Source organism: Streptococcus sp. AS20 (genome assembly GCF_000524255.1).
GTDB lineage: Bacteria > Bacillota > Bacilli > Lactobacillales > Streptococcaceae > Streptococcus > Streptococcus constellatus.
The window spans coordinates 139,706-166,051 of record NZ_JANS01000009.1; the positions used below are offsets into that span (position 1 = coordinate 139,706).

Sequence of the window (26,346 nt, forward strand, 5' to 3'; positions counted from 1 at the left end):
CAATATTGAAAAGCATTGCTTTTTTCGATATAATACAAGGAACCTATTTTAAAATTAGGAGAATAATATGAAGAAAATTTGCTTATCTCTATTTACACTTTTTCTGTTCAGTCTAGGATTTGTAAATACCGTTCATGCCGATGAATATTTACGTATCGGAATGGAGGCAGCTTACGCTCCGTTCAACTGGACGCAGGACGATGACAAAAACGGCGCAGTCAAAATCGAAGGTACCAATCAATATGCCAACGGTTATGATGTCCAAATTGCAAAACAAGTCGCAAAAGAATTAGGCAAAAAACCGTTAGTGGTCAAAACGTCTTGGAATGGTTTGATTCCTGCTTTAACATCAGGAAAATTGGACATGATTATAGCAGGTATGAGCCCAACTGCCGAGCGGAAAAAAGAAATTGCTTTTTCAAATAGCTACTATACTAGTGAGCCAGTTCTACTTGTCAAAAAAGATAGTGCCTACGCCAATGCCAAAACCTTAAATGACTTCAAAGGGGCAAAAATCACGTCCCAGCAAGGTGTCTATCTTTATAATCTAATTTCACAATTGACTGGTGCTAAGCAAGAAACTGCAATGGGAGACTTTGCTCAAATGCGCCAAGCACTTGAGTCAGGAGTGATAGACGGCTACATTTCTGAGCGCCCTGAAGCCCTCACTGCAGAAGCTGCGAACTCAAAATTTAAAATGATTCAGTTCAAAAAAGGTTTTGAAGTGAATCAAGAAGACGCTACCATCGCAATTGGAATGCGCAAAAACGACAATCGTATAGAGCAAGTTAATGCTGCTATCGCTAAAATCAGTGCCAAAGACCAAACCGCTTTAATGGATAAGATGATTCGAAATCAGCCTGTTGAGACAGACTCTAGCCAAGATAAGACAAGTTTCTTTGGACAAGTGACAAAGATTCTAAAAGATAACTGGCCCCAGTTTCTGCGTGGAGCTGGTTTAACTCTTCTCATCTCCATTACTGGCACAATTGCAGGACTCATCATTGGACTCTTAATCGGTGTCTATCGCACAGCTCCTACTGCCAAAAATAAAGTTCTAGCGATGTTACAAACCTTATTCAGCTGGTTCTTGAATATCTATATTGAAATTTTCCGTGGAACGCCTATGATTGTTCAATCGATGGTTATTTACTACGGTACAGCACAAGCTTTTGGGGTTTCTATTGATCGGACAATCGCTGCTATCTTTATTGTTTCAATCAACACCGGCGCTTATATGAGTGAAATTGTCCGCGGAGGAATTTTCGCCGTTGACAAAGGACAATTTGAAGCCGCAACCGCTCTAGGAATGACACATAATCAAACCATGCGCAAAGTTGTTCTTCCACAAGTCGTACGCAATATTCTACCTGCTACAGGGAATGAATTTGTCATCAACATTAAAGATACTTCTGTACTGAATGTTATCTCCGTTGTTGAACTTTATTTCTCAGGAAATACGATTGCCACTCAAACTTACCAATATTTCCAAACTTTCACTATTATTGCTGTTATCTACTTTGTCCTAACATTTACTGTCACTCGCATTCTTCGCTATATAGAACGCCGTTTTGACACAGACGAGTACACAACAGGCGCTAATCAAATGCAAACGAAAGGAATAAAAGCATGAGTGATATCATTTTAGAAATTAAGCATCTCAAAAAATCTTATGGACAAAATGAAGTTTTAAAAGATATTTCTCTCACTGTCCACTCCGGCGAAGTTATCTCTATCATTGGAAGCTCTGGTAGCGGAAAATCAACTTTCTTGCGCTCTATCAATCTCCTCGAAGAACCAAGTGGCGGTGAAATCCTTTACCGTGGAGAAAATGTGCTAGAAGAAAATTATAATCTCACCCACTACCGTGAAAAATTGGGGATGGTTTTCCAAAGTTTCAATCTTTTTGAAAATCTCAATGTTCTTGAAAATACCATTGTTGGACAGACAACCGTTCTCAAGAGAGAACGCGCAGAGGCTGAAAAAATTGCCAAAGATAATCTTGAAAAAGTCGGTATGGGCGAGCTTTATTGGCAAGCAAAGCCAAAACAACTCTCTGGTGGACAAAAGCAACGTGTCGCTATTGCACGCGCCTTATCTATGAATCCAGATGCCATTTTATTTGACGAACCAACATCAGCCCTCGACCCTGAAATGGTCGGTGAAGTACTAAAAATTATGAAAGACCTTGCTCAAGAAGGTTTAACCATGATTGTCGTCACCCATGAAATGGAATTTGCGCGTGATGTTTCAAACCGTGTCATTTTCATGGACAAAGGCATCATTGCTGAGGAAGGCAAACCAGATGATATTTTCACTCATCCTAAAAAAGAACGTACGAAAGAATTCTTACAACGCTATTTACGATAAAAATAGGAAAGACGAGACTAAAACATCTAGCCTCGTCTTTTTTTCTATCCAAAATAGTTACTATCTCTTTTGAAAACTAATTTTTATTCAAACAAAACAAAACGTTTGAATATATATTTCTTAGAAAATATACTATAAAAAAGTAAATTTCTAATTTTTTGGAATATTTTTTAAAATATAATCTATCAAAGAAAGCGTTTTATGATTTTTTTGTAAAAATATTCGTTTAAAGTGTATGATATTTTTTGAATAAATAAGTTTTTTTATATATAATTATTCATTGTTTTAATCTCAAGCCACATTATTGTACGATAGTAAATAAAAAAAGCAGGCTGGCAGCCTGCTAAAAATTCGATGATTAGTTTTCAAATTTTTCGTGATTTTTATCGTAAAAATCAATCAATCCGAGAGCGGTTTCAAATGAAATATTCTTCACTTTAGCACGTCCTTGAGCAAGAGCAATGATAGACATTTCACGAGCGTTCGTTTCTTTACTGATGCGATAACCCGTGATTTTTTTATCACGAACCCAGCTAACAACTGATTCTACTTTTTCAAAGTTAGATTTAGCCATTTCCTTCTCCTATTTATTATTTCTAACTAAACATTTTAAATGTTTTTATTTGTTTTGTCAATGGAAAAGACAACTTATTTTGACGAATAAAATAATTCAGAATATTCTTTATTTTGCTTTAAGAGCTGATAAAATTTGCGTTCGGATACTTTCTACTCCGTCAGGATTGGCTGGTAAGAAAATTGTATTATTTCCCTTATTATCTGCAAAATTATTCAATGTATCAAGATATTGGTTGGTTAAAAGAATTGACATGATTTGTTCTTCTTTCAATTCAACATTTGCACCTTTTAACTCTTTGATAGAATCTGCCAAGCCATCCACAATCGCTTTACGCTGTTCTGCAATCCCAACACCATGAAGACGATCTTTTTCTGCTTCTGCTTCTGCAGCAGTGACAATTTTAATTTTATCGGCTTCAGCTAATTCTTGAGCAGCGACACGTTTCCGTTGAGCAGCGTTGATTTCGTTCATTGATTGTTTAACCTCTGCATCTGGCTCAACTTTTGTAATCAAGGTTTTTACGATAATATAACCATAAGTAGACATTTCTTCTGCTACTTGCTTTTGTACTTCAAGTGCGATTTCATCTTTCTTTTCAAACAATTCGTCCAATGTCAATTTAGGAACAGATGACCGCAAGGCATCTTCAATATAAGACTTAATTTGAGCTTCTGGACGAATCAATTTATAGTAAGCATCTGTTACGTTATTTTCATTCACACGATATTGCGTTGCAACATTCATCATGACAAATACATTATCTTGTGTCTTCGTTTCGACAACAATCTCACTTTGCAACAGGCGTAATTGCACACGCGCTGCGATATGATCAATGCCAAATGGCAAGCGCAAATGAATTCCGCTATTACTAAGTTTTTGATATCTACCAAAGCGCTCTATAATTGCTACAGACTGTTGACGAACAACATATAAGGAACTAAAAAGAATAACAATCAGTACGATAACAATAATTGGCAATACTAAAAATAACATGATATGAAACTCCTATCTTCTTTTTCAAGATTATAGCATACTTAAACGTGTTTATCAAACAAAAGCGATAAAAACTAGTTAAGTTATTATATTAAATTTCTCTGCATCCATATCTCACAAAAACTTATTTATATCCAACCATTTTCTTGAGCAATTCGAACTGCTTCCAAACGATTTTCTGCTGTTAATTTCGTTAGAATACTCGACATATAATTGCGAATGGTACCATTTGATAGATAAAGCTTTTGCGCAATTTCTTTACTAGATAAGCCTCTTGCTGTTGCTTGCAAAACTAAAATTTCTTGATTGGACAGGGGATTCTTACTTGTCATCATGACTTCCATCAACTCAGGAGAATATTCTTTTTTTCCGGCTAATACTGTTTGAATCGTTTTCATAAGGTCAGCTATGCTACGTTCTTTTAAAACATAAGCATCTACATTAGACTTTACAGCACGTTCAAAATAGCCCGGACGTTTAAACGTGGTGACAATGATAACTTTAACAACTGATTGCTGCTCCTTAACCCATTCTAAAACATCTAAACCTGTTTTTTCTGGCATTTCCACATCTAAAATAGCAACATCAATATTTTGGGATTGGAGAAGATCCAGTGCTTCCTGACCATTAGAAGCCTGATGAACCATTTCGACATCTGGCTGCATTTCTAGTAATTGGCACAAAGCATCCCGTAACATACTTTGATCTTCGGCTACTAATAATTTCATCTGTATCCCTCCATTGGCAAATGTACTCGAATCTTAGTTGGCTGTTTATAATTTAAAATCTCTACTTGTCCAGACAAAGCTTCTACACGCTCCTGAACCGAATGTAATTCTTTTCCTGTGACAGTTTTGAAACCTTTCCCATTATCCTCAACATCAGCAATTAAGCATTTGTCTTCAGAATATAAACGAATTTTACAATGACTTGCTTGAGCATGTTTGATGATATTCGTCGCCAATTCTAGTAAAACCATACTTAAGCTTGATTGCATAGTTGGTGCAATACTAGCTATATTGAGTTGATTCAGTACTTGTACTTGAATCCCACTCATTTCTAACATCACTTGAATCGTCACCAATTCATCATCTAACGTTCGTGTTTTGAGATTATCAATAATTCGTCGTACATCCGCCATAGATTGCTTGCTAATTTCATGCACTTCTTGCAATTCTTTGCCAGCTTTCTCATAAGCTTTCATTTGAAGAAACTGTTGCGCCAATTCTGTCTTGATACTGAGCATAGCAAAGGTGTGCCCTAGACTATCATGTAAGTCTCGACCAATCCGATTACGCTCATTTTCTGCTAGAAAAAGATTCAGCTGGGCATTTTGTTTGACCTTTTCTTCCTTGATCCGCTCTGTCATTTGAATCCGATGGAGACCAAAGGTCAAGCCATCCGAAAAGAGAAAGGTTACAACAAAGAAGAGTAGCTCTGCTGGACCAACATTACCCACCAAGTAATTAGTCATCACAATAATAGGCTGCAAGGCGATAAAGGTTAAAAAACGCCAGGATTTAAAAGAAATATCATCTAGTTCGTAAATAAGCAGATTAGATAGATAAAAAATGTACCAAGTAAACCCTCCATTTAACCAGACAGAACCATAATATATGTAAGCTACCAAGAACCACCAAGAAAAAAACTGGATAAGGCGATGGTTACTTAACAAGACCGCATAGTAAGACACAACAAAAGTAGCTGTCCAGAGCAAGAGGAAAAGCGGGTATTCCCCGCTAATCACTCCCGCCACTGGAAAGATGATAAAGACCAGCGCAATATGAAACATATAGTGGACTTGTTTAAATTTTTCCCACATGGTTTTATTTTACCTCAATTCGATTTTTGAGTTGCAACACAAGAATGCTAACCAAAACCGTATAAATCAGAACAATCAAAGCGGCCTTACCATTGAATTGATGGTGTTCTAGATAAGAAGACACGACCTGCATCAGTTGATAACTTGGCGTCAGCTTACCGATGGATTGGAGCCATTTTGGGAACATGGTCAGAGGGAACCATAGCCCGCCCAGAACAGCCAGTGCCATATAGACGATATTGCCTACTACAGACATGAGCTGAGCACTTGGCAAGAGGCTAACCAATACACCCATGGCAATAAAGACCATACTTCCCACCAGAAGTATCAAGGCAATAACGAGCCAGTCCACCATTGGCAGATCAACACCGCGTACAAAATGCCCGACTGAAAAGACCACGATAATGGAAAGCATGAAAGTCAACAGCGTACTACAGAGTTTTGATATATAGTATTTTACCATAGAAATCGGCGAGTGCTGAATCATTTTTTGCCAGTTATTATTTTTATCAGACTGCAAAGTGCTTGGAATACTAAAGAAGGCGCTAGACATGATACTAAAAACAGTCATTGAAAAGAGATATGCCTGAAGTACACTAGCTGGTGCATTCCCCGACATCATACCAGAAAATATTAAGTAAAAAACACTGGGTAAGCCGATAGACAGTAAATAATAAGCTGCTTGTCGCTTCATCAAAATTAACTCAATCTTCATTAAACTAGTCATATATTTCATGATAGATCTCCTTTTACTCTTGCGTTGTCTCAAAAATACTATCCAACAACGTTCGGTTGCGTACTTCAATTTCCTCAATCGTACAGCCATTATGGATCAAGACTTGCCATACTTTACTGGCCTCTTTAGTTGCAAAGGACAGAGCACTTTGCTTGATTTCGATTTCGGTTGCTTCAGGTAAGTTTTCTACAATAGCTCGGTAAGAAAGTGGAATAGTGAAGTGTTTTTCCTGTTCCTCACTACGCATGGCATACGGCGTCGTATCTCGGATTAGTTCTCCCTTATGTAGCACCAAAATACGATCCGCTGTATGCTCCACTTCTTCGATATAGTGAGAAGAATAAACAATAGTCACACCATTTTTCTTTAGTTCATCCACAACTTCCCAAAAATGCTGTCTTGTAGAAGTATCCATAGCAGAAGTTGGTTCATCTAAAAAGAGTATCTTCGGACGCCCGATAAGAGCTAAAACAAAAGAAAGTAACCGTTTTTGTCCACCAGATAATTTACTGGCCAACTGTTCTTTTTGTTTATCCGTAAATTTCAACAGAACATCAATTTCCTGATTGCTCAGACTATTTAGGTAAATACTTTGGAAAAAGTTTAATAGTTCATTTACCTTCAAGTCTGCCACGACTGTGTTTTCTTGTGGCAAAATAGCAACTACCTGTTTCAATTGATTATTTGTCGGCTGCAAACTCTGAATCCTGACCTGTCCACCTGTAAGAAACTTATCGCCCAACAAGCAATCCATTAATGTCGTTTTCCCAGCCCCATTTGGACCAATCAACGCCACACATTCTCCATCGTTAATTGTAAAAGAAATATTTTTCAAAATTTCTTTCCCACGAATCTCTTTGGACAAATCCTTTACTTCAATCAAATTCATCTTTTTCCTCCTTGATAAGTACATACATAAAGACTGAGCAACCAAGATTGCAAAGACACTCCAAAAATAGTGTAAAATACCAGCGGTCCTATCTTGATTGGAAATCCTACTTCCAAAGAACAAGCCGTACAGAATACTCGTTATCAGTCTTCATCAAGATATTACATTATAATGACCAATTCTCATTGATTGCTGAATCACTAAAATATAGAGAGCTGAACATCATTATCATAAGCAACAAAAGAATCAAACATCTTTTTCATAAACCAGCTGCCTTTCCTTTTGATAATTCTATTATATATTTTGTCAAAAATTCCAACTAGATGATTTTGTCATCGTTTCGCATGACAAATGTCACAAAAAAGGCGACTCGGTTGAGTCGCTTTTCAATGATTCTTTGATTTTATTCAACACTAAAAAGATATGGATAAACTGGTTGTCCACCTTTATGGATTTCCACTTCTACATCTTCAAATTTTTCAGTAATATCTTGTGCTAATTCATTTGCCAAATCTTCACTTCCATCTTCACCGATGTAAATCGTCACAATTTCGCTGTCTATATCTAACATTTTACTGAATGTTTCATTCAATGTTGTCAACATATCCGGATTAGACACAACAATTTTTCCATCTACCATACCAAGATTATCGTTTTCATGAATTTCCAATCCATCAATCGTTGTATCGCGAACAGCTGTTGTCACACTACCACTTATCACATCCGTAAGAGCAGCCGTCATTCGGTCATGATTTTCCTCAATAGATTTACTTGAATCAAAAGCCAATAGGCTTGTTAAACCTTGCGGAATCGTTCTTGTTTCTATTACTGCAGCAGGTTGTTCAATTACCTCAGCTGCCGATTGTGCCGCCATGAAAATATTCTTATTGTTTGGCAAGATAATGATATGGCGAGCATTGACCTGTTCAACTGCCTTAATAAAATCTTCTGTTGAAGGATTCATCGTTTGACCACCGGAGATGATGTAGTCTACTCCTTGTGCCTTAAAGATTTCTGCCAAACCTTCACCAGCCACAACTGCAATAACAGCATACTCCTTTTCTTCAGCAGTTTGCTTGTTCTCACGCTCTTCCTTTTCAACTTGTGCATCATGTTGATTGCGCATATTATCTACTTTGACTTTGACAAGGCTTCCATATTTCAAGCCTTCCTGCATGACTAAACCTGGATCTTCCGTGTGGACATGAACCTTTACAATTTCGTCATCATTGACGACAAGGAGTGAGTCCCCCAATTCATTCAAATAATTGCGAAATTCATCATAATCAAATTCTTTTACATACGTTGGACCTTTTTTCAAAGCCACCATGATTTCAGTACAATAACCGAATTTGATGTCTTCTGTTGCCACATGACTCGCTACTGACTTATGATGCTCTGCATTAATCATTTCCGTCATTGTTGCAGGCGTTGCCTGAAACTCTTCGGATGCAATGTATTCACCTGTCAAGGCTGCCAAAAAGCCTTCATAGATGAACACCAAACCTTGACCACCAGAGTCCACAACTCCCACTTCCTTTAAGACCGGAAGCATATCTGGTGTCTTCGCAAGAGCTATCTTAGCACTCTCAAGAGCAGCCTTCATCACCTCAACAGCATCGTCTGTTTCTTCTGCTTTTTTTCTAGCACCGATTGCAGCCCCGCGAGAAACAGTTAAAATCGTTCCTTCAACAGGCTTCATCACAGCTTTGTAGGCCACTTCAACTCCAGACTGAAAAGCAAGAGCTAAATCTTGTCCTGTTAATTCTTCCTTTTCTTTCACACTTTGAGAGAAACCACGGAAAAGCTGTGAAGTAATAACACCAGAATTCCCACGCGCCCCCATCAAGAGACCTTTAGCAAAAATTCCAGCCACTTCACCAACAGTAGAAGCAGATTTATCTGCAACTTCCTTTGCTCCATTTTCAATGGTCATTCCCATATTGGTACCTGTGTCACCATCCGGCACAGGAAAAACATTTAAAGAATTGACATATTCAGCCTGTTTATTCAAACGAGTAGATGCAGACTGCACCATTTCTTGAAATAAACTAGTAGTAATATTTGACACGATTATTCTCCTACAACTTTAATATTTTGGATATAGACATTTACTGTTTCAGCAGTAATTCCAAGCTGATTCTCAAGACTGAATTTCACACGCTCTTGAATATTTTTAGACACTTCACTTATCTTAGTACCATAGCTCAAAACTGTATACACATCAACAGCAATGCTTCCTTCTTCCGTTGTTTTTACTACAACACCTTTTGCATAATTTTCTTTGCCCAACAAAGCTTGGAAATTATCCTTAATGGCATTTTTACTGGCCATTCCGACTACACCAAAAATTTCAGTTGCCGCTCCGCCAACGATTGTCGCAATAACATCATCTGTCAGCTCGATTTGACCATCTTTTGTATTGATTTTTACAGTCATAATTTCTACCTCAAAAGTATTTTATAGTTTATTTTACCATATTTTACGCGGACTGTACAAGAGAGAGTACATCATTAAAAAGGATTCAATCAATATGGAATGTTTCTTTTACTTATCTTAAAACAAACATATCCGTAATCCGCTTTCTTATGCAAAAGAAAATGAACCTCTCAAAGGTCCATCCTTTCGTTAATTAAACGCGTTCAACTTTGCCAGATTTAAGGGCACGTGCTGAAGCCCAAACTTTCTTAGGTTTACCATCAACTAAGATTGTCACCTTTTGAAGATTTGGTTTCACAGTACGTTTTGTTTGGTTCATTGCGTGAGAGCGGTTGTTTCCTGATACAGTTTTACGACCTGTAAAGTAACATACTTTTGCCATTTATACTTGTCCTCCTGATTAGTTTCACGGGCTTTATACCACATACCGTAAAATTTTATCACAATTTTTAAGATTTTGCAAGACTATTTTTCTTATATTTCAAAATTCAAGTAGATCAATGACTTTCTTAAATTTTAAACATAAATAATTCCTAAGCGACCAAAAGATACATCTCCTTTTACATAAAGAGTCTTATCTTTCTCATTGATATTACGGGGATTCGTCACTGTACCAAAAGCATTATCCACATCTAACTCTACACGCCAATTACTTGGTACATATAATGTAGCATTCCCAAAAGATACATCAATATCAAAAGTTGCAGAGTCTCCTTTAATGATAGCATTGTCAAAATAAACCGTAGCATTCCCAAAAGCACAATCTAGTGTTTCATAAGTAAAATCATCCGAATGGATATAGCGTGTACCACTTCCAAAATTGATGTCTCCATTTATGACACGACGAGCATTTTGACCATGATAAATACCCCAAATTCGTTTTGGTTTGAAAATCAATCCAATACCAATAGAAGCCAAAATCCCTGCTAGGAAAATCGTTCCAGATGAGATAGGCAAAAAGTGATAGCTGCTATTTGCAACGATTAAGGAAATAATGGCTAAAATAATCCCGCCAGATAAATTTCCTCTCCAAAAATTTTCAATTGCAAAGTAAGCAAATCCAAGCACAATAAGTAGTGGCCAAAAATTGAAGCGAATAGATGGTATACCAAAATTCCCTTGCAACAGTATCCAACCAGCCAGTACTAAAAGCCCTACTCCAAATAATGTTTTTCTCATAATATTTACCTCATTTCACCTAATTTTTCTTTTAAGAATTGAAAATAATGCCTAGATACATGTACTTGCTTATGGGTATCATAAAAGCGAATACTGCTCGTTCCTGAAAAAGACTTTTCTAATGAATAAATTGCTTTAATATTCGTAATCGTTGATTTAGAAATACGACAGAAATACCGCGGCAAACATTCTTCTAGCTCATACAATTTCAGTTTGACTTCATAAGCATTATTTCGAGCATGCGCAAAAATTTTATTTCCATCCGTTTCAAAGAAGAGGATATCTGCTAAATCAACATAATATTCACTCGTATCTTTGTAAAAAAGTATAGATGGCTTGGCAACTTCTTCCAGAGAACGTTGAATGCGCTCTATCTGTTCATCAAAGCGAGGTGCCTTAATGACAATTTCTGCTTCTTCCAGATTCGAATCTAACTCTACTCGAATTTTCATAAACGCTCCCCTCGCTTTTCTTTATTTTATTATAACAATTGTCACATGAAATTCAAGCGATTTTCAGTAAGTGGTTCATTTGGATAGGTAAGTGGTCGTGAAATCTGAATAACTTACTTGTTTTTCATGAGCTGACCAGATTATAGCCCCTTTTTACGTACTGTATAAACAACAAAAAAGCCTTCAATTCAATGAAGACCTTCAATGATGCCGATTATAGGGCTTGAACCTACGACCTACGCGTTACGAGTGCGTTGCTCTACCAACTGAGCTAAATCGGCGAAATAAACGTATAAATCTATTCTAGCATGCAAATTTGATTTGTCAAGAGGAAAAGAAAAAATAATGAATCCTATACTACATCACAAACAACTCAAGTCAAAAGAAAATCCCGCCAAAGCGAGATTTTCTTTTTTATTTGGTAAGCTTAATTAAGCTTTACCTTCTGAACCGAATACGTCGATACGTTCTTCAACAGCTTCTGTAATTGCTTCGAAACCTGGTTTCAAGAATTTACGTGGGTCAAAGAGTTTCTTCTTATCGTATTCTGCTTCGTTTGCTTCGTATTCAGCAGCAAATTTACGAGTAGCTTTAGCAAAAGCAATTTGACATTCAGTATTTACGTTAACTTTTGCCACACCCAATTTGATAGCTGCTTGGATTTGGTCATCAGGAATACCTGAGCCACCATGCAATACGATTGGGAAGCCCGGAACAGCTTCTGTCAATTTTTGCAAGTGATCAAGGTGAAGACCTTTCCAGTTAGCTGGATATGGTCCGTGAATGTTCCCAATACCTGCTGCAAGGAAGTCAATTCCAGTTTCAACCATTGCTTTTGCATCTTCGATTGGAGCCAATTCACCGTCACCGATGATACCGTCTTCTTCGCCACCGATTGTGCCAACTTCAGCTTCCACTGATACTCCATTTGCATGCGCAAATTCAACCACTTTACGAGCTTTTTCAAGGTTTTCTTCAACTGGAAGATGAGAACCATCAAACATAACTGAAGTGTAACCAACTTTGATACATTCAAGTGCATCTTCATAATGACCATGGTCAAGGTGAATAGCAACTGGTACAGTAATTCCCATTGATTCTACAAGGCTTTCAATGAGGAGTTTACATACTTTATAACCACCCATATATTTAGCAGCACCCATAGAAGTTTGGATAAGAACTGGAGCTTTTTTAGCTTCTGCTGCACGCAAGATAGCTTGAGTCCACTCAAGGTTGTTTGTATTAAATCCACCAACTGCATAACCATTGTCACGAGCTGCTTGGACAAATTTTTCTGCTGAAACGATTGCCATTAGTATTAGGCCTCCTATTTATTTTTATGGGTTTCCCCACTTACATTGTTTATTTTATCACTTTTCAGGAAAAAATACCAGCATTTCCTAATCTTTTAAGCGTTTTCTCATATAAAACAATTTTCTCATTCTCATATTTCAAAATGGCAAAACAAAAAAACCGACCGAAGCCAGCCTATCTGATGCGGAGAGAGGGACTTGAACCCTCACGACCTAAAGCGGTCACAGGATCCTTAGTCCTGCGCGTCTGCCAATTCCGCCATCCCCGCGATTGAGTACTTTATTAGTATAACAAGATAGAACCACCTTGTCAAGAAATTTTTTTGAAAAAATGGAACTGTCAGTAAACAATCCGAAACATGCATTTTAAGCAGTATCGTTTCAAAACAGCTCTTTTCGTACAAAAAAGAAACTTCTATGAAACTTATCGTTCATAGAAATTTCTTGTACCCGTTTTATTTTACATGATTTTCATAATCATCTTGTGCTTTTTGATTAGACGCTTCTTTTTCTTTCAGCCATTTCTTTTTAGCACTTTCGTATTCTTTAGTCGTCACAATTTTATCTTGTAATTTAACATATTTAAAGTAGTTACTTGAACCACCTTTAATCCCTACCAGAGAGTAAGAACGACTAAACGGAACAGTCTTTGTCACAGACGGCGTCCCTCCAAGAGAGAGATTGGGCATTGTCAAAGCACTATCAATCAACCACGCTTGTGCTTCAGCATATTTTTCATAACGCTTCGTCTCATTGGTTTCAGCATTTGCTTCCTCAAGCATTGTAGTATAGGTATCCAAACCAACAGCCTTTATCTTAGCATTCTCTTGACCTGGTTCTAAGCCAAAGTTCTGCAAACTACCACCATTTTTAGTATTCAAGGTATCTAGATAAGTGGATGGATCTTGATAGTCTCCTGACCAACCGCCATTGTACAAATCATAATCTTTTTGAGCGGCAGTATTGGCAAAATAACTGATATTGTTCAGTTCATCTGAGCTCATCTGCTGAATATCAATCACAACATTATCGGCTCCTAAGACAGACTCAACAGATTGTTTCATAGAACTTTCCCACTGAACACCGATTTTACTAGTTTGATCAGCTGGTACGTCTAAGTGAATGGGAAATTGAACACCTTTGGCTTGCAATTCTGCTTTTGCCTGAGCAAATTTAGCTTTTGCTTTTTCTGGATTGTAGTAAGCATCTTGCGCATCAGTCAGATTCATATTAGACCATTCTGAACCATAATTTACTAACTTAGAGGATACCACATCGCCAAAAGTCTTATCTCCAATGGAAACAAATGTTGGTGGCACGAGCGTGTTCCGCAACACCTTTGCTGCACCATCTTTCCCATTACTTTGTGCACCGTAAGAAGTGCGGTTATAAGCAAAGTTGATAGCTTGACGAAAGGCTTTGTTTAGTACCGCTTCTTGCGTTGAAGATTTTTGAGCATCTGTTTTCTTAGATGTGTGATTGTAAGACTGACGATTTAAGTTAAAATTGTAATAATAACTAGTTGCATCTTGTAAACTATAGATGATATTGTTGGCATATTGTTTCTTGACAGAAGCAAAACTTGAACTATTTGGATAGAGACGAGCCGCACTATAGGCGCCATCTGTGAAGTTTCGGATAAGCGCTTCTTGGTCTGATCCATCATAATAAGTCAATTTGATATTGTCCAAGTGAACATTCTTTTTATCATAGTAATGAGGATTTTTAGCAAATTCCATAGAGGATTTAGCCGTCAAAGACTTCAGCAGATATGGACCGTTGTAAAGAATGCTACTCGGTTTCACAGAACCAAAATTCTTTCCTTGCGATTTCAAAAAGTCCGCATTTACTGGAAAGAGAATATTATTAGTTGTTTTTGAATTCCAATAAGGTTCCGTACGCCTTAAAGTATACTGTACTGTATAATCATCTATAGCTTTCACACCAACTGTTGAAAAATCTTTTGTCTCCCCTTTGATATACGCATCTAATCCTTTGACAGAATCTTGCACAAGGTAAAGGGCTTCAGATTTATTATCTGCAGCATATTTCAAACCTGTCACAAAGTCTTGTGCTTTTACACCTGCGTACTCTTCACCTTCTGATGTGTACCATTTTGCGTCTTTACGTAATTTATAGGTATAGGTCAAACCATCTTTGGAGACTGTCCATGACTTAGCGAGTGCTGGAACTAAGTTTCCGTATCGGTCATTTTCTAATAATCCATCAACTAAATTGGTCACAACATCTGAAGTTGTCGCACGATTAGCCATCAGATAATTCAACGTGTCTGGATCTTGTGTATACACATATGAGTATGTTGACGTATTAGAAGTTGACTTGCCACAACCTGCTAATAAGATTCCAGTGCTTAGCACAACTCCCGTTGCGATAATCCATTTTGATGATTTCATAGATAAACCTCCTCTAATATCACATTTAATTACATCGCATATTATGCCAAAATAGTTTTAAAAAGTAAAAATCATTTTTAAACATAAAATATTATCCATTTAAATAATAGTCATTTGTTGGGTTATACAATCAAAATAGTTTTAATTATGCATAAAGAATCAAAAATTACAAATTCCGCTATCTAGACTAAGTTGAATAAACATTCTTTTTAAGTTAAAAAAATAAGATACTCTACTTTATTAAAACAGCAACCGCTACCCTCCTTTGACTAAATATTGAACCTATTATACACTTTTTTTATATAAATACAAGATAAATTATGAATTTTTAGAAAATTTTTCAGATATTATATAAAAAACTCATTTTAAAGTACTTTAAAATGAGTCGCTTCTCTTATAAATATAAAATCGCAAGTGTTAGTAAACTAGCTATAAGACCGATTCCCCAGAAAAAGAAATCAACTTTCCATTCGCTCCAAGCTTGACCATGACCTGACAAACCACCTAGTTCAAAATGGTGGTGAACTGGTGTCATCCGAAAAATCCGTTTGCCTCCAGTCAATTTGAAATAAGAAACCTGCATCATAACTGAAGTTGTCTCAAAGACATAGACAATCCCAATGATAAGAAGCGTCCATTCTTGGTGAAGCGCTATCGAAATTGCTGCTAACATGCCACCAAGAGCCAAACTTCCTACATCCCCCATAAAAATCTTGGCTGGTTTATGATTGAAAATAAAGAATGCAAGCAGACCACCAATCATACTCAAAATAACAATTAAAATATCTAAACGATGTTGAACTGTCGCAATGACTGCATAAGCTACTAAACTGATTGTAACAGAAATACTGGCCAATCCATCAATGCCATCTGTCAAATTGACTGCGTTGGAAAAGCCAACCAACCAAAAGAGAGTAAAAGCAATATAAAGATAGCCTAAATGAAGTGAGAAACCAAAAACATTGAGTAAATCTCCCCCACCGTGGGTATCAAAAAAGAAGTAAAAAACAATGCCACCGATAATTTGAAGAGCTAGTTTCTGCTTGGGATTTAAACCTTCATTTATTTTACGAAAAACCTTTAAAAAATCATCTAAGAAACCAACGATACCATACAAAACCAGAATAAATAGTATCATCAAGGCAGCACTTGAAAGTTCTTTAGAAATGAGAGCTGTCACAAAACTAGATAACACAGAAGCTAGCAAAAACACAGTTCCTCCCATAGTAGGAGTTCCAGCTTTTGCTTGGTGTTGTTTCACATCTTCGTGCATTTGTTGGCCGGAAATATGGGCTTTGTGATAAAAACGAATAAAAGCAGGTATTCCAACTAAAGTTAGAATAAAAGTCACAATACCTGCAATGATAGCTTGTAACATGCTAATCTCCTAATGTAATTGTTATTTCTTTTATTTTTTTGAGCGATGCGTTGGTCCTGACACTTTGAGCTACAACTTTTGAGCCTTTACCTTTGACATGGACTTTTATGCCTAACCAATCACCAAATGTTTCAGCATTTTTCTTCGTCCAACCATACATATCAGGCATTTCTGTAAAATCATCTGTTAGGATAAGAATTTGCTGGTTGGACTTCAGCTCTTCATCTGCTTTCGCGGAAACTTTCTTAATATTTTTACCGGTTCCCAAAACAATAGGTTGCACAAGATTGCGTCGTAATTCATCAGCCAAATCACCAGGACTAGTATTCTTAGCGGAGGGCATTTTATAAGTCAATTCTTTTGAAACAGATTTTAGAACAGGAGATTGTGTCGTCAAGTTCAGCGTATCTTTCATCGCTGCAGCCTCTTCCAATACAGGGTTAACAACTTCTTTCCAGAAAATGGGTTGGAAAGATTCCGAAGGTTGCTTCAGAGTTACATACATGATAAAATCGGGATTTTCAGCTGGTGTCATAGCCACAACAGAATAGATGTAATCATTTTCACCTGTTAGATAACCACTACCATTTTCACCTGCAATCTGCGCTGTACCTGATTTAACCGCCACATTTTGGTTAGGCACTCTGATAATTGGACCACCTTCTGCCTTGCTATACAAGGTTCCGTAAACAGGATCTGTACCGACAGTTACCATATAATCTCTCGTTGTCTTAGCAGCCTCTTTTGAAACAGGACGCCCAACAATCTCTGTAGAACTCTTGCGTGCACGACCACTTTTTGAATCGTAGATAGCACTAATGAATTTTGGTTCAACCATTACGCCATCATTGGCTATGGAAGAAAAAGCCCGTAACATTTGTACTTGCGTAACTGAAATTCCCTGACCAAAGGCACTCATTGCATAGGTTACGATATTATCTGCCGGAAGACCACCGTAATCTTCATAATTCATTCCAAAACGCGTGGGTAATCCAAATTTAAATTTGCTAAGGTAGTCTAGCCATTTTTCATCTCCCATTTTCTTTTCAAGAGAAGCCATTCCCACATTACTAGAAAGGGCAAAACCTTGGGCATATGTTAGTGTTTGCCCTTCAGAAAGCCCCATATTGACAAGCCAGTCACGAATCGTCACATCTGCAATTTGCAGCCCACTATTATTATAGGTTTCGTTTGCTGGAAAAGTCTTGTTATCTATCGCCGCAGCAAGTGTCATGACTTTCATCGTTGAGCCCGGTTCATATTGATTTTGATAGAGAGCACTGGACCAAGCGAAGTCTTTTGTCAGATCTTGCTTCGTATCAGCATCAAAGCTTGGACGCTGTGTCGTTGCAAGAATTTCCCCAGTTTTTGCACTGACTAATGTGGCACTGGCATAAGTTCCCTTAGCTTTTTCTACAAACGCATTCATCCGCGTTTCAAGGAAAGACTGTAAGTCTGAGGATAAGGTTGTATAAATATCTTTTCCATCTTGTGTTTTCTTTGAAACCTTGTCAGATCCTGGTACTATATTTCCGTTTTTATCTTTTTCATAGGTGATGACTCCATTTGTTCCGGCTAATGTCTTATTTAAAGCAGCTTCTAAACCTGTCGTACCAACAAGCGTTTTGCTACCATCTTTATTTTCTTGAAGTTGCGCTAATCCAATAAACACTGAAGCAAAATTCCCATTTTTATAACTTCTATTTGGACTAGTTGTAAAATCAACTCCTTTTATTTTTGCCTTTTTCAATTCCTCACGAATGGTATTCATATTACTATAACTGATTCCATTTCCTTGGGAACCAAATGAAACTTGCTGTAATTTTTTTCGAGATAATTGCTTTTTGACGTAATCCTTCTCCATGCCGAGATGCTTATTAAACACTTCAGCTACTTTGTCATATTGAGATTCTTCTACGTAAAGAATTTCTCCAGTTGCTGACTTATAGTTTTTATCAATAACCGCATAAACATTATAGGAAGTTGCGTCTTCAGCTATTGGAAGACCATTGCGATCATAAATCGTTCCACGCTTTGCGGGTACAATCCTTGTCACCTGATGCACCAGACTTGCTTGTTTAGCCAAGTTCACACCAAACTTTTTTCCAGTTCCAATGATAATTGCAAAATTGATCAAGAAAACAAAAAAGACAAAAACCGTCAAAACGCTTAGGTTTTTCCCCACTCGTCTACGGTTATAGTTAGGATTTCTCCGATTTTTCAAAGCATGGTTTAAAATCTGTCTTTTGAGTCCATTCATGCTTTATTCCGCCGTTCTGATATTTTCATTATTTTGGGTCATTTCCTGTGAACTTGCTAATTTTGACAAACGTTCACTACGAATCAATTCGTTTACTTCTTGTTTAGCATCATCTAGTTCTGTGCGCTTTGCTTCAATTTTTGAATTGACAGTCGTTAAATCACGTTGCACCTGCAATAATTTTGTTTGCATAAAGACAACACTGGTTGCTAAGATAACCGCTGTCAAGACTATCGCTCCATAAAATGCTTTCTCAACACGAGAAAATTTTTGAATTCGTGCCTGAAGTATCTGGCCAGTTGTTCTTGTTCTAGTTGCCATCTCAATCCTCACTTATGTACTTTTTGCGCCACACGCAGCTTAGCTGAATGGGCTCGATTATTTTGATCTAATTCTTCTTGACTTGGTAAAATGGGTTTCCGAGTGACCAACTTCATTTTAGGCTGTAATTCCTCTGGAATAAACGGCAACCCTTTCGGTACTTCTACTGTTGAGGCTACTTTAAAAAGCTGCTTGGTCAAGCGATCCTCCAACGAATGAAACGTAATCACCGAAATACGCCCATCAACCGTCAACAAGTCCATCGCTTGTTGAATGGACTCATCTGCCGCTCCCAACTCATCATTAACTTCGATGCGAATGGCTTGAAAAATCTGTTTAGCAGGGTGCCCCTTTTTTTTCAATTCCTTGGCAGGCTTAGCAGATTTGATAATCTCTGCTAACTCCGTAGTAGTCTCAATCGGTTTCTTTTCACGCATTTGCTCAATTTTCCGAGCAATTTGCTTTGAAAATTTATCTTCTCCATACTTGAAGAAAATCCGCACCAAATCGTGATAGCTGTATTGATTGACTACTGCATAAGCCGTCAACTTTGCATCCTGATTCATCCGCATGTCAAGCGGAGCATCCTGTTTATAGGAAAACCCACGCTTGCGCTCATCCAATTGCGGACTAGAAACCCCTAAATCATAACAAATGCCATCAATTTCTTCAACACCTAGTTCATGCAAACGTTCCTTTAAATGACGAAAATTATCATTGATAAAGGTCACCATTCCTCGCGCTACATAAAGCGCTAAGTGTTTTTGAGCATAATCAATAGCGGTCTGATCTTGATCAAAAGCATATAAATGACCGTTTTTTCCTAATTTACTCAAAAGATATTCGCTATGCCCTGCCCCACCTAATGTCGCATCAACATAGACTCCATCTGGTTTTACATTAAGCTGATCAATGGTTTCGTGTAGAAGAACTGTTACATGATGAAATTCATTTGTCATATCTTTACTATTATACCATAAAGATTTAAAAAATGAATTTCAGAATCATGTAAAGTTTTTTTGTAAATTATACTTGACATATTTACTTAGTTTCTTCTATAATAATATAATTATAAAAGTCAGTTATATTTAACATCAAACCAAGGATAAAAGCATGAATCGAGTAAAAGATTTCCGGAAAAAATTAGATCTCTCACAATTGGACCTTGCTAAAAAGATTGGCGTTTCGCGGCAGACAATTAACATGATTGAAAACAACAAATATAACCCAACACTAGAACTTTGCATTAGTTTAGCGCTAGCTTTGAAGACAGACCTAAACACACTTTTTTGGAACAAGTAAAAAATAGAAAGACTAAATTCAAATGAATCTTCAACAATACAAAAAAATTATCTTACCTCTTCTAGCTATTCTCCTTATCATTTCCTTCTACTTTTTCTTCACCTTGACAGATCCGATATTATTTTGGATAGATGTGGCAGTGATTGCTTGCTGCATCTTTCTCGGTCGAAAATTTTTGAAGAAGGATTAGACTTCTTGCGCCTTCCTTCTCGTTTTTTAAGCTGCTTTGTGGTAAAATAAAGTCATTATTCTATGAAGGAAGATAAGAATGTCACGTTTTTTATCAAGATTGTCTCCTGCGAGGCGTATTTTATTGAGTTTTGCCTTCGTTATTGTGGTGGGCTCTCTTCTTTTAGATCTGCCTTTCGTGCAGGTAGCAACTTCTAAAGCCAACTATTTCGACCATCTCTTCACGTCGGTTTCAATGGTCTGTGTGACCGGACTTTTTACGCAGTCTGTTGCAGATACTTACAATATTTGGGGACAGATTATCTGCATGCTTCTTATTCAAATCGGTGGTTTGGGGCTGATTAGCTTCATCGGGCTGATTTACGTCCGCTCCAATCAGAAACTCAGCCTTTCCAATCGGACCACTTTGCAAGAAAGTCTCAGTCAAAACGAAACAAATTCTATACGTGATTTTCTCCGCTCGATTTTTCTAATCACTTTTAGTATAGAAACTCTTGGAGCCTTGATTCTCAGTTTTCGTTTTATCCCTCTTTTAGGCTGGGGAAAGGGCGCTCTAACTTCCATTTTCCTTGCTATTTCTGCTTTTTGTAACGCCGGATTTGATAATTTAGGTAGTAATAGTTTACTAGCCTATCAAACAGATGCTCTGGTTAATTTAACTATTGCTGCTTTAATTATCATGGGTGGTTTAGGTTTTTCAGTTTGGTTCGACCTAAAAACAAATATTCAAACAAATGGTCGAAAAAGAAAACTACGTTTTCATACAAAATTAGTTCTAGCTTTGACTGCCATTATCTTAATAAGCGGAACCTGTTTGACACTCTTAACGGAATATCACAATGCAAACACAATTGGTCGGCTTCCTATGGGAAATAAACTCTTAGTTAGTTTCTTTCAAACCGTCACCATGCGGACAGCTGGATTTGCAACGATTGACTATACTCAAGCTCGTCCGGTGACACTACTTCTTTACATCATTCAAATGTTTCTAGGGGGTGCTCCTGGAGGAACAGCAGGCGGACTAAAAATTACCACTTTCTTAGTTGTATTAGCCTTTGCTCGAACAGAAATTCTTGGTTTGCCTAATACAAATTTCGGACACCATACCTTTTCTCCATCCACCATTCAAAAAGCTTTCAGTGTTTTGATTGTCTTTACAACAACCTTTATTTTGGGACTGACATTCTTAACATTGACTGCAGATAATGGGCATCGGTTCATCTATTTAATGTTTGAAGCGATGTCTGCTCTTGGAACGGTGGGAGTGACTGCAAATTTAACACCTACTTTAAATCATGCAGCTTTAACAGTTATCATGTTTTTGATGTTTATCGGACGGATTGGACCATTGACATTAATTGTCAGTCTCTCCAATCGAAAACCAAATAAAAAAGAAGCGATTAAGTTTGCCAATGCAAATATTATCGTTGGATAGGAAGGAATTTAATGGATAAACGAACAATTGGTATACTAGGGCTAGGAGTTTTCGGTCGCAGTATCATTAACACACTTTGCAAATACAACTGCGATATTATTGCAGTTGACGATCATGATGATGTCATCAATCATTTTGAACCAGTTTTGGCACGCGGAGTCGTAGGAGACATTACAGACTATGATTTGCTACAGGCAGCAGGAATTGATACTTGTGATACTGTAGTGGTCGCTACTGGGGATAATCTAGAATCCAGCGTCCTTGCCGTCATGCACTGTAAATCTTTAGGCGTTGAAAAAGTGATTGCTAAGGTAAAAAGCAAGACAACCCGAAAAGTGTTGCTAAAAGTCGGGGCTGATCGCTGCATCTCCCCTGAACGTGAAACTGGGATTTCACTTGCTAAAAATATCTTGCACCAAGCCACTACTGATGTGATTGAATTAGACAAAAATGTAGCCATTGTTGAATTTTATCCACCTCAATCCTGGATTGGTAAAAATTTAGCACAATTGAAACTTCGTCAAAACTATAATCTGAATATTATCGGTTTTCGAGAAAATCCTGATGGTGTACTTAATATTGATACACCACCTAGCTACATTTTTAAAGATAAAGAACTGTTAATGGCTGTCGTTGATAGTCAAACATTTGATCATTTTGAGGATATTACCAAATAGCCAAAAATCGCTGAGAATATTTCTCAGCGATTTTTATATCATTTCTGTTACGAATTTGGATCATCCAAACTTCTACCGTGCAGGCCTTTTTCTCGTTGGACTTGACGGAGCTTTTCTGGCGTGATGTCATTTCCTGCTTCATCTACAATCTTGATTCCTTCGATGTGGTGACGAACGCTACGACGATACCCTTCGATATATTCTTCCCGCAACTTAGCTTGCTCTACTTTCTCTTCGGGTGTTAAGCCAACTGTTTTCTTTTTCTTGGCAAGCTCATTGATTCGTGCAATTTTCTTTGAATCCATAAAATTCACCTCTTATCATTTCGTATTGATTTGGTTAAATTGTGCCACTTTTTTAGCTTTTGTTGTTAAAGAAGCTAAGAGCGCCAAACGATTTGCTCGAATAACTTCATCTTCTGCCATGACCATGGTGTTATCAAAGAAGGCATCAATGACCGGACTTAAAGCAAATAATTGTTCAATATTACCTGCAAGATCATCAGATAAAGTCAAGTGCTCGATTGCTGTATGAAGTTCTTTTTCCTCTTCATTTTCAAACAGACTTTCATTCACAACACTCACTGCTTCTGCTTTTTCTGCCAAATTAAAGACACGTGCCAAACTTTCAACTGCTGGTTTGAAAGAATTTTCTTGTGCTTTTTCTGCTAGAAGGGCCGCCACCTCGACCAAATCACGTACAACAAACGTCGAGCTGTTGAGCACAGCTGTTACGATATCTTTCGGAATATCATTATCCATCATTTTTTCAATACGCGCACGGAAGAAATCAAGTACCTGCTCTTTATTACTATATGTGAGACTATCAAACTGCAGCGCATAGAGTTGATCTACCAATTCATCTAAGGCAATGTGCCAACCAAATTTATCCAAAATGCGCACAACACCTTGTGTAGCCCTACGAAGAGCATAAGGGTCATTTGAACCACTTGGAATGAGTCCAACAGAGAAGAACGAAAGAATTGTGTCTATCTTGTCTGCAATAGCCAAAATTGCACCAACTTTTGTATCCGGTAATTCACCATCACTAGCAGTCGGGAGATAATGCTCTCGAATAGCTCTAGCTACTGCTGTGTTTTCTCCTGCAAGTAGAGCATATTTTTCTCCCATGATACCTTGCAATTCATCAAATTCTCCAACCATACCGGTCAATAAATCAAATTTGTAAATAGATGCGGCACGGGCTACATCTTTTGCTTCCCGAGTAGATAAGTGTGCTTTTTCTGCTAAAAGAGCTGCGATCTTTGCTGTTCGTTCCATGTGCTCCGCTAATGATCCAATTTTTTCATGGAAAGTTACATTTTTCAACTTGTCAACCAAGTCAGAAATAATCAATCGTTGATCTTCGCGCCAGAAAAATTCTGCATCTTCTAACCGAGCCACTAAAACTTTCTGATTTCCTTTAACAACATTTTCGAGGTGTTCTGCATTTCCGTTGCGTACCGATACGAAATATGGAAGAAGCTTGCCATTTTCATTGCGAACAACAAAATAACGTTGATTAACCTTCATAGACGTAACAAGGACTTCTTCTGGCACATCTAAGTAACGATCGTCAAAACGCCCAATAAAGGCGGTTGGATACTCAATCAAGTTCAGCACTTCATCTAGCAAATTTTCATCAATTTCCACATGAACATTGTGCATTCTCTCAATTTCTTTGATTTGATCCAAAATCATGTTTTCCCGTTCCATTGGACTTGCAATGACAAAAACTTCGCGCAGATCTTCTTCATAAGAATCTGCAGACTGAATCTTCACTTCATGACCTAGAAAACGATGACCCCGACTTGTCCGTCCACTTTCAATATCGAACAAATTCATCAAAAAAGATTCATCATCCAATAACACAGTGAGGGTATGAACAGGGCGAATATACTCAAACGTATTGGTACCCCAATGCATATTGACCGGAAAACTCAGAGAGGTTAAGACATCAGTTACTCCATCAATTAATTCTTCAACAGGTTTTCCGATTTCTTGTTTGGTCACATAGACATATTCCTCACCTTTTACTTCACGAAATGTGATATCTTCAACCGTCAAGCCTTTTCCACGAACAAAGCCTTGCGCAGCTTTCGTAAAATGACCATCTGCATCCAAAGCAATTTTCTTACTTGGTCCTTTGAAGTCTTCTGTTAGGTCTGTTTGCTTTTCACTTAGATTGGACACACGTACAGCCAAGCGACGAGGAGTGGAAAACATTTCAATCTTATCGAATGTCAAACGATTGTCTGTTAAAAAAGCTGCCATTTTATCACGCAATTGTTTCATGCTTGGTGTTACAACATAGGCAGGCATTTCTTCAAGCCCTAACTCAACCAATAAATTCTTCGTCATTTTTATTCCTCCTCAGCCAATAAATTCTTACGTGTTGCTTCGTCTAACAATGGATAGCCTAGCCGTCTGCGTTCCGCCACAAAGGTTTTAGCAACAATACGCGCTAAATTACGAATCCGAGCAATGTAACCCGCTCGCTCTGTCACAGAAACAGCTCCGCGAGCATCCAATAGATTAAAGGTGTGCGAACATTTTAAAACATAATCGTAAGCAGGGTGAACGAGATTATACTCTAAACAACGTTTAGCCTCAGCTTCAAAATGATCAAAATTAGCCAACAGCAAAGCTTGATCACTCACTTCAAAACTGTATTTTGAATGTTCAAATTCTGGTTGACGGAAAATTTCTCCGTACTTAACTCCATCTGCCCATTCAATATCATAAACAGAATCCACTTCTTGAATATAAGATGCCAAACGTTCTAAACCATAGGTAACTTCAGATGTAACTGGACTGGTAGATAAACCACCAACCTGTTGGAAATACGTAAACTGTGTAATCTCCATCCCATCAAGCCATACTTCCCAACCCAAACCTGCAGAACCAGTTGAAGGATTTTCCCAGTTGTCTTCGACAAAGCGAATATCGTGCTCTAGCGGGTTAATCCCTAACAATTCCAATGATTGTAAATACAACTCTTGAATGTTGCTAGGACTTGGTTTCATTACAACCTGAAACTGATGATGTTGGTAAAGGCGATTCGGATTTTCGCCGTAACGCCCATCTGCTGGACGTCGCGAAGGTTCGACATAAGCCGCATTCCATGGCTCAGGTCCAATGGCACGAAGAAAAGTATATGGGCTCATGGTTCCAGCACCTTTTTCATTATCATAGGCCTGCATGAGCATGCAGCCCTGTTCATTCCAAAACTGTTGCAACGTTAAAATAATTTCCTGAAAGGTTAATTTTTTAGACATTTATAACTCCTTATCCCTTATCATCAAAAAAAGTAGAACTGCATCGATACGACACCCTATACAGCTTTGCATAGGGGCGTCAAAACGCGGTTCCACCCTAGTTTATTACTTCATTGTTAATATGGCCTTAAGATAACATCAAGGACTAAAATTTACCGAAAGCTCCATCTTCATTTAGCTCTTATCTGGCTTCCACCATCCCAGACTCGCTAGCAAGTAATTGCATGAGACTTCTTTCATACAAAACATTATAGCAAGAAATAGGAAATTTGTAAAAGGAAAATATTTTCTTTTACGCACACTACACAAGAATTATATTTTCC

The 26,346-nt window shown here is 37.6% G+C and carries 25 protein-coding genes and 2 tRNA genes; 5 read left to right on the forward strand and 22 right to left on the reverse strand.

Going from position 1 to position 26,346, the window contains the following annotated elements; genetic code table 11:
• The first annotated feature begins 67 nt into the window (after nt 1-67).
• On the forward strand, nt 68-1,633 hold the full coding sequence (locus tag HMPREF1514_RS05185) for an ABC transporter substrate-binding protein/permease (protein ID WP_037597782.1): 1,566 nt from the start codon (nt 68-70) through the stop codon (nt 1,631-1,633).
• On the forward strand, nt 1,630-2,370 hold the full coding sequence (locus HMPREF1514_RS05190) for an amino acid ABC transporter ATP-binding protein (protein WP_003070309.1): 741 nt from the start codon (nt 1,630-1,632) through the stop codon (nt 2,368-2,370). The genes HMPREF1514_RS05185 and HMPREF1514_RS05190 overlap by 4 nt, the downstream gene beginning before the upstream one ends.
• A gap of 358 nt (nt 2,371-2,728) precedes the next feature.
• Here HMPREF1514_RS05190 and HMPREF1514_RS05195 read toward each other — a convergent pair whose 3' ends face one another.
• From HMPREF1514_RS05195 to rsmH, 19 genes are all read right to left on the reverse strand, one after another.
• Nucleotides 2,729-2,944: a capsule biosynthesis transcriptional regulator gene (locus HMPREF1514_RS05195; protein WP_003025899.1), complete on the reverse strand. Its 216-nt coding sequence runs from the start codon at nt 2,942-2,944 to the stop codon at nt 2,729-2,731.
• A gap of 108 nt (nt 2,945-3,052) precedes the next feature.
• Nucleotides 3,053-3,940, reverse strand: coding sequence for an SPFH domain-containing protein (locus HMPREF1514_RS05200; RefSeq protein WP_006267612.1), 888 nt, complete (start codon nt 3,938-3,940; stop codon nt 3,053-3,055).
• Between the two features lie 128 nt (nt 3,941-4,068).
• Nucleotides 4,069-4,668 (reverse strand): response regulator transcription factor, encoded by a 600-nt coding sequence (locus HMPREF1514_RS05205; protein WP_006270048.1) that lies wholly within the window; start codon nt 4,666-4,668, stop codon nt 4,069-4,071.
• Entirely contained in the window at nt 4,665-5,762 is a 1,098-nt protein-coding gene (locus HMPREF1514_RS05210) for a sensor histidine kinase (protein ID WP_006270061.1), read from the reverse strand. Before HMPREF1514_RS05210 ends, HMPREF1514_RS05205 begins: the two co-directional genes overlap by 4 nt.
• A gap of 4 nt (nt 5,763-5,766) precedes the next feature.
• Entirely contained in the window at nt 5,767-6,498 is a 732-nt protein-coding gene (locus HMPREF1514_RS05215; protein WP_006270050.1) for an ABC transporter permease, read from the reverse strand.
• A gap of 13 nt (nt 6,499-6,511) precedes the next feature.
• Nucleotides 6,512-7,387 carry an ABC transporter ATP-binding protein gene (locus HMPREF1514_RS05220; protein ID WP_006270055.1) on the reverse strand — a complete coding sequence of 292 codons (876 nt, stop codon included), beginning with the start codon at nt 7,385-7,387 and terminating at the stop codon, nt 6,512-6,514.
• 403 nt (nt 7,388-7,790) lie between these two features.
• Nucleotides 7,791-9,458, reverse strand: coding sequence for a DAK2 domain-containing protein (locus HMPREF1514_RS05225; protein ID WP_006270062.1), 1,668 nt, complete (start codon nt 9,456-9,458; stop codon nt 7,791-7,793).
• A 2-nt stretch (nt 9,459-9,460) separates the two neighbouring features.
• Nucleotides 9,461-9,826: an Asp23/Gls24 family envelope stress response protein gene (locus HMPREF1514_RS05230; RefSeq protein WP_003025907.1), complete on the reverse strand. Its 366-nt coding sequence runs from the start codon at nt 9,824-9,826 to the stop codon at nt 9,461-9,463.
• Between the two features lie 193 nt (nt 9,827-10,019).
• Nucleotides 10,020-10,208: a 50S ribosomal protein L28 gene (gene rpmB, locus HMPREF1514_RS05235; protein WP_003025909.1), complete on the reverse strand. Its 189-nt coding sequence runs from the start codon at nt 10,206-10,208 to the stop codon at nt 10,020-10,022.
• A 134-nt stretch (nt 10,209-10,342) separates the two neighbouring features.
• Nucleotides 10,343-11,005, reverse strand: a complete 663-nt coding sequence (locus HMPREF1514_RS05240; protein WP_037597785.1) for a LiaF transmembrane domain-containing protein — start codon at nt 11,003-11,005, stop codon at nt 10,343-10,345.
• Nucleotides 11,006-11,010: 5 nt separating this feature from the next.
• Nucleotides 11,011-11,457: a LytTR family DNA-binding domain-containing protein gene (locus HMPREF1514_RS05245; protein ID WP_003073783.1), complete on the reverse strand. Its 447-nt coding sequence runs from the start codon at nt 11,455-11,457 to the stop codon at nt 11,011-11,013.
• Nucleotides 11,458-11,665: 208 nt separating this feature from the next.
• Nucleotides 11,666-11,738 (reverse strand) — tRNA-Thr (locus HMPREF1514_RS05250).
• A 150-nt stretch (nt 11,739-11,888) separates the two neighbouring features.
• Nucleotides 11,889-12,770: a class II fructose-bisphosphate aldolase gene (locus tag HMPREF1514_RS05255; RefSeq protein ID WP_003070319.1), complete on the reverse strand. Its 882-nt coding sequence runs from the start codon at nt 12,768-12,770 to the stop codon at nt 11,889-11,891.
• A gap of 183 nt (nt 12,771-12,953) precedes the next feature.
• Nucleotides 12,954-13,039, reverse strand: a tRNA-Leu gene (locus HMPREF1514_RS05260).
• A gap of 186 nt (nt 13,040-13,225) precedes the next feature.
• Nucleotides 13,226-15,184: a peptide ABC transporter substrate-binding protein gene (locus HMPREF1514_RS05265; protein WP_037597788.1), complete on the reverse strand. Its 1,959-nt coding sequence runs from the start codon at nt 15,182-15,184 to the stop codon at nt 13,226-13,228.
• Nucleotides 15,185-15,578: 394 nt separating this feature from the next.
• A complete protein-coding gene (mraY, locus tag HMPREF1514_RS05270; protein WP_037597791.1) occupies nt 15,579-16,562 on the reverse strand; it encodes a phospho-N-acetylmuramoyl-pentapeptide-transferase in 984 nt (327 codons plus the stop codon).
• Nucleotide 16,563: 1 nt separating this feature from the next.
• Nucleotides 16,564-18,822 carry a penicillin-binding protein PBP2X gene (gene pbp2x / locus HMPREF1514_RS05275; RefSeq protein WP_037597792.1) on the reverse strand — a complete coding sequence of 753 codons (2,259 nt, stop codon included), beginning with the start codon at nt 18,820-18,822 and terminating at the stop codon, nt 16,564-16,566.
• Between the two features lie 3 nt (nt 18,823-18,825).
• The gene (gene ftsL / locus HMPREF1514_RS05280; protein WP_003070323.1) at nt 18,826-19,143 is read right to left on the reverse strand and encodes a cell division protein FtsL; all 318 of its coding nucleotides are present in this window, start codon (nt 19,141-19,143) and stop codon (nt 18,826-18,828) included.
• Nucleotides 19,144-19,151: 8 nt separating this feature from the next.
• The gene (gene rsmH, locus HMPREF1514_RS05285) at nt 19,152-20,102 is read right to left on the reverse strand and encodes a 16S rRNA (cytosine(1402)-N(4))-methyltransferase RsmH (protein WP_037597795.1); all 951 of its coding nucleotides are present in this window, start codon (nt 20,100-20,102) and stop codon (nt 19,152-19,154) included.
• A gap of 154 nt (nt 20,103-20,256) precedes the next feature.
• Between rsmH and HMPREF1514_RS05290 the strand changes: the two genes are divergently transcribed.
• The 3 genes from HMPREF1514_RS05290 (at nt 20,257) to HMPREF1514_RS05300 (ending at nt 22,746) form a co-directional block, all read left to right on the forward strand.
• A complete protein-coding gene (locus HMPREF1514_RS05290; protein ID WP_003070327.1) occupies nt 20,257-20,445 on the forward strand; it encodes a helix-turn-helix transcriptional regulator in 189 nt (62 codons plus the stop codon).
• Between the two features lie 268 nt (nt 20,446-20,713).
• Nucleotides 20,714-22,069, forward strand: a complete 1,356-nt coding sequence (locus tag HMPREF1514_RS05295) for a TrkH family potassium uptake protein (RefSeq protein ID WP_003070328.1) — start codon at nt 20,714-20,716, stop codon at nt 22,067-22,069.
• Nucleotides 22,070-22,080: 11 nt separating this feature from the next.
• Nucleotides 22,081-22,746 carry a potassium channel family protein gene (locus HMPREF1514_RS05300; RefSeq protein WP_006270110.1) on the forward strand — a complete coding sequence of 222 codons (666 nt, stop codon included), beginning with the start codon at nt 22,081-22,083 and terminating at the stop codon, nt 22,744-22,746.
• A 47-nt stretch (nt 22,747-22,793) separates the two neighbouring features.
• On the opposite strand, the gene HMPREF1514_RS05305 is transcribed toward HMPREF1514_RS05300, so the two are convergent.
• Genes HMPREF1514_RS05305 through glyQ form a run of 3 tightly spaced genes read right to left on the reverse strand, consistent with a single transcriptional unit; the run spans nt 22,794 to nt 26,023 of the window.
• On the reverse strand, nt 22,794-23,051 hold the full coding sequence (locus tag HMPREF1514_RS05305; protein WP_003070331.1) for a DUF896 family protein: 258 nt from the start codon (nt 23,049-23,051) through the stop codon (nt 22,794-22,796).
• Between the two features lie 15 nt (nt 23,052-23,066).
• Nucleotides 23,067-25,106: a glycine--tRNA ligase subunit beta gene (glyS, locus tag HMPREF1514_RS05310; protein WP_037597797.1), complete on the reverse strand. Its 2,040-nt coding sequence runs from the start codon at nt 25,104-25,106 to the stop codon at nt 23,067-23,069.
• A gap of 2 nt (nt 25,107-25,108) precedes the next feature.
• Entirely contained in the window at nt 25,109-26,023 is a 915-nt protein-coding gene (glyQ, locus tag HMPREF1514_RS05315) for a glycine--tRNA ligase subunit alpha (protein WP_037597802.1), read from the reverse strand.
• Nucleotides 26,024-26,346 lie beyond the last annotated feature (323 nt).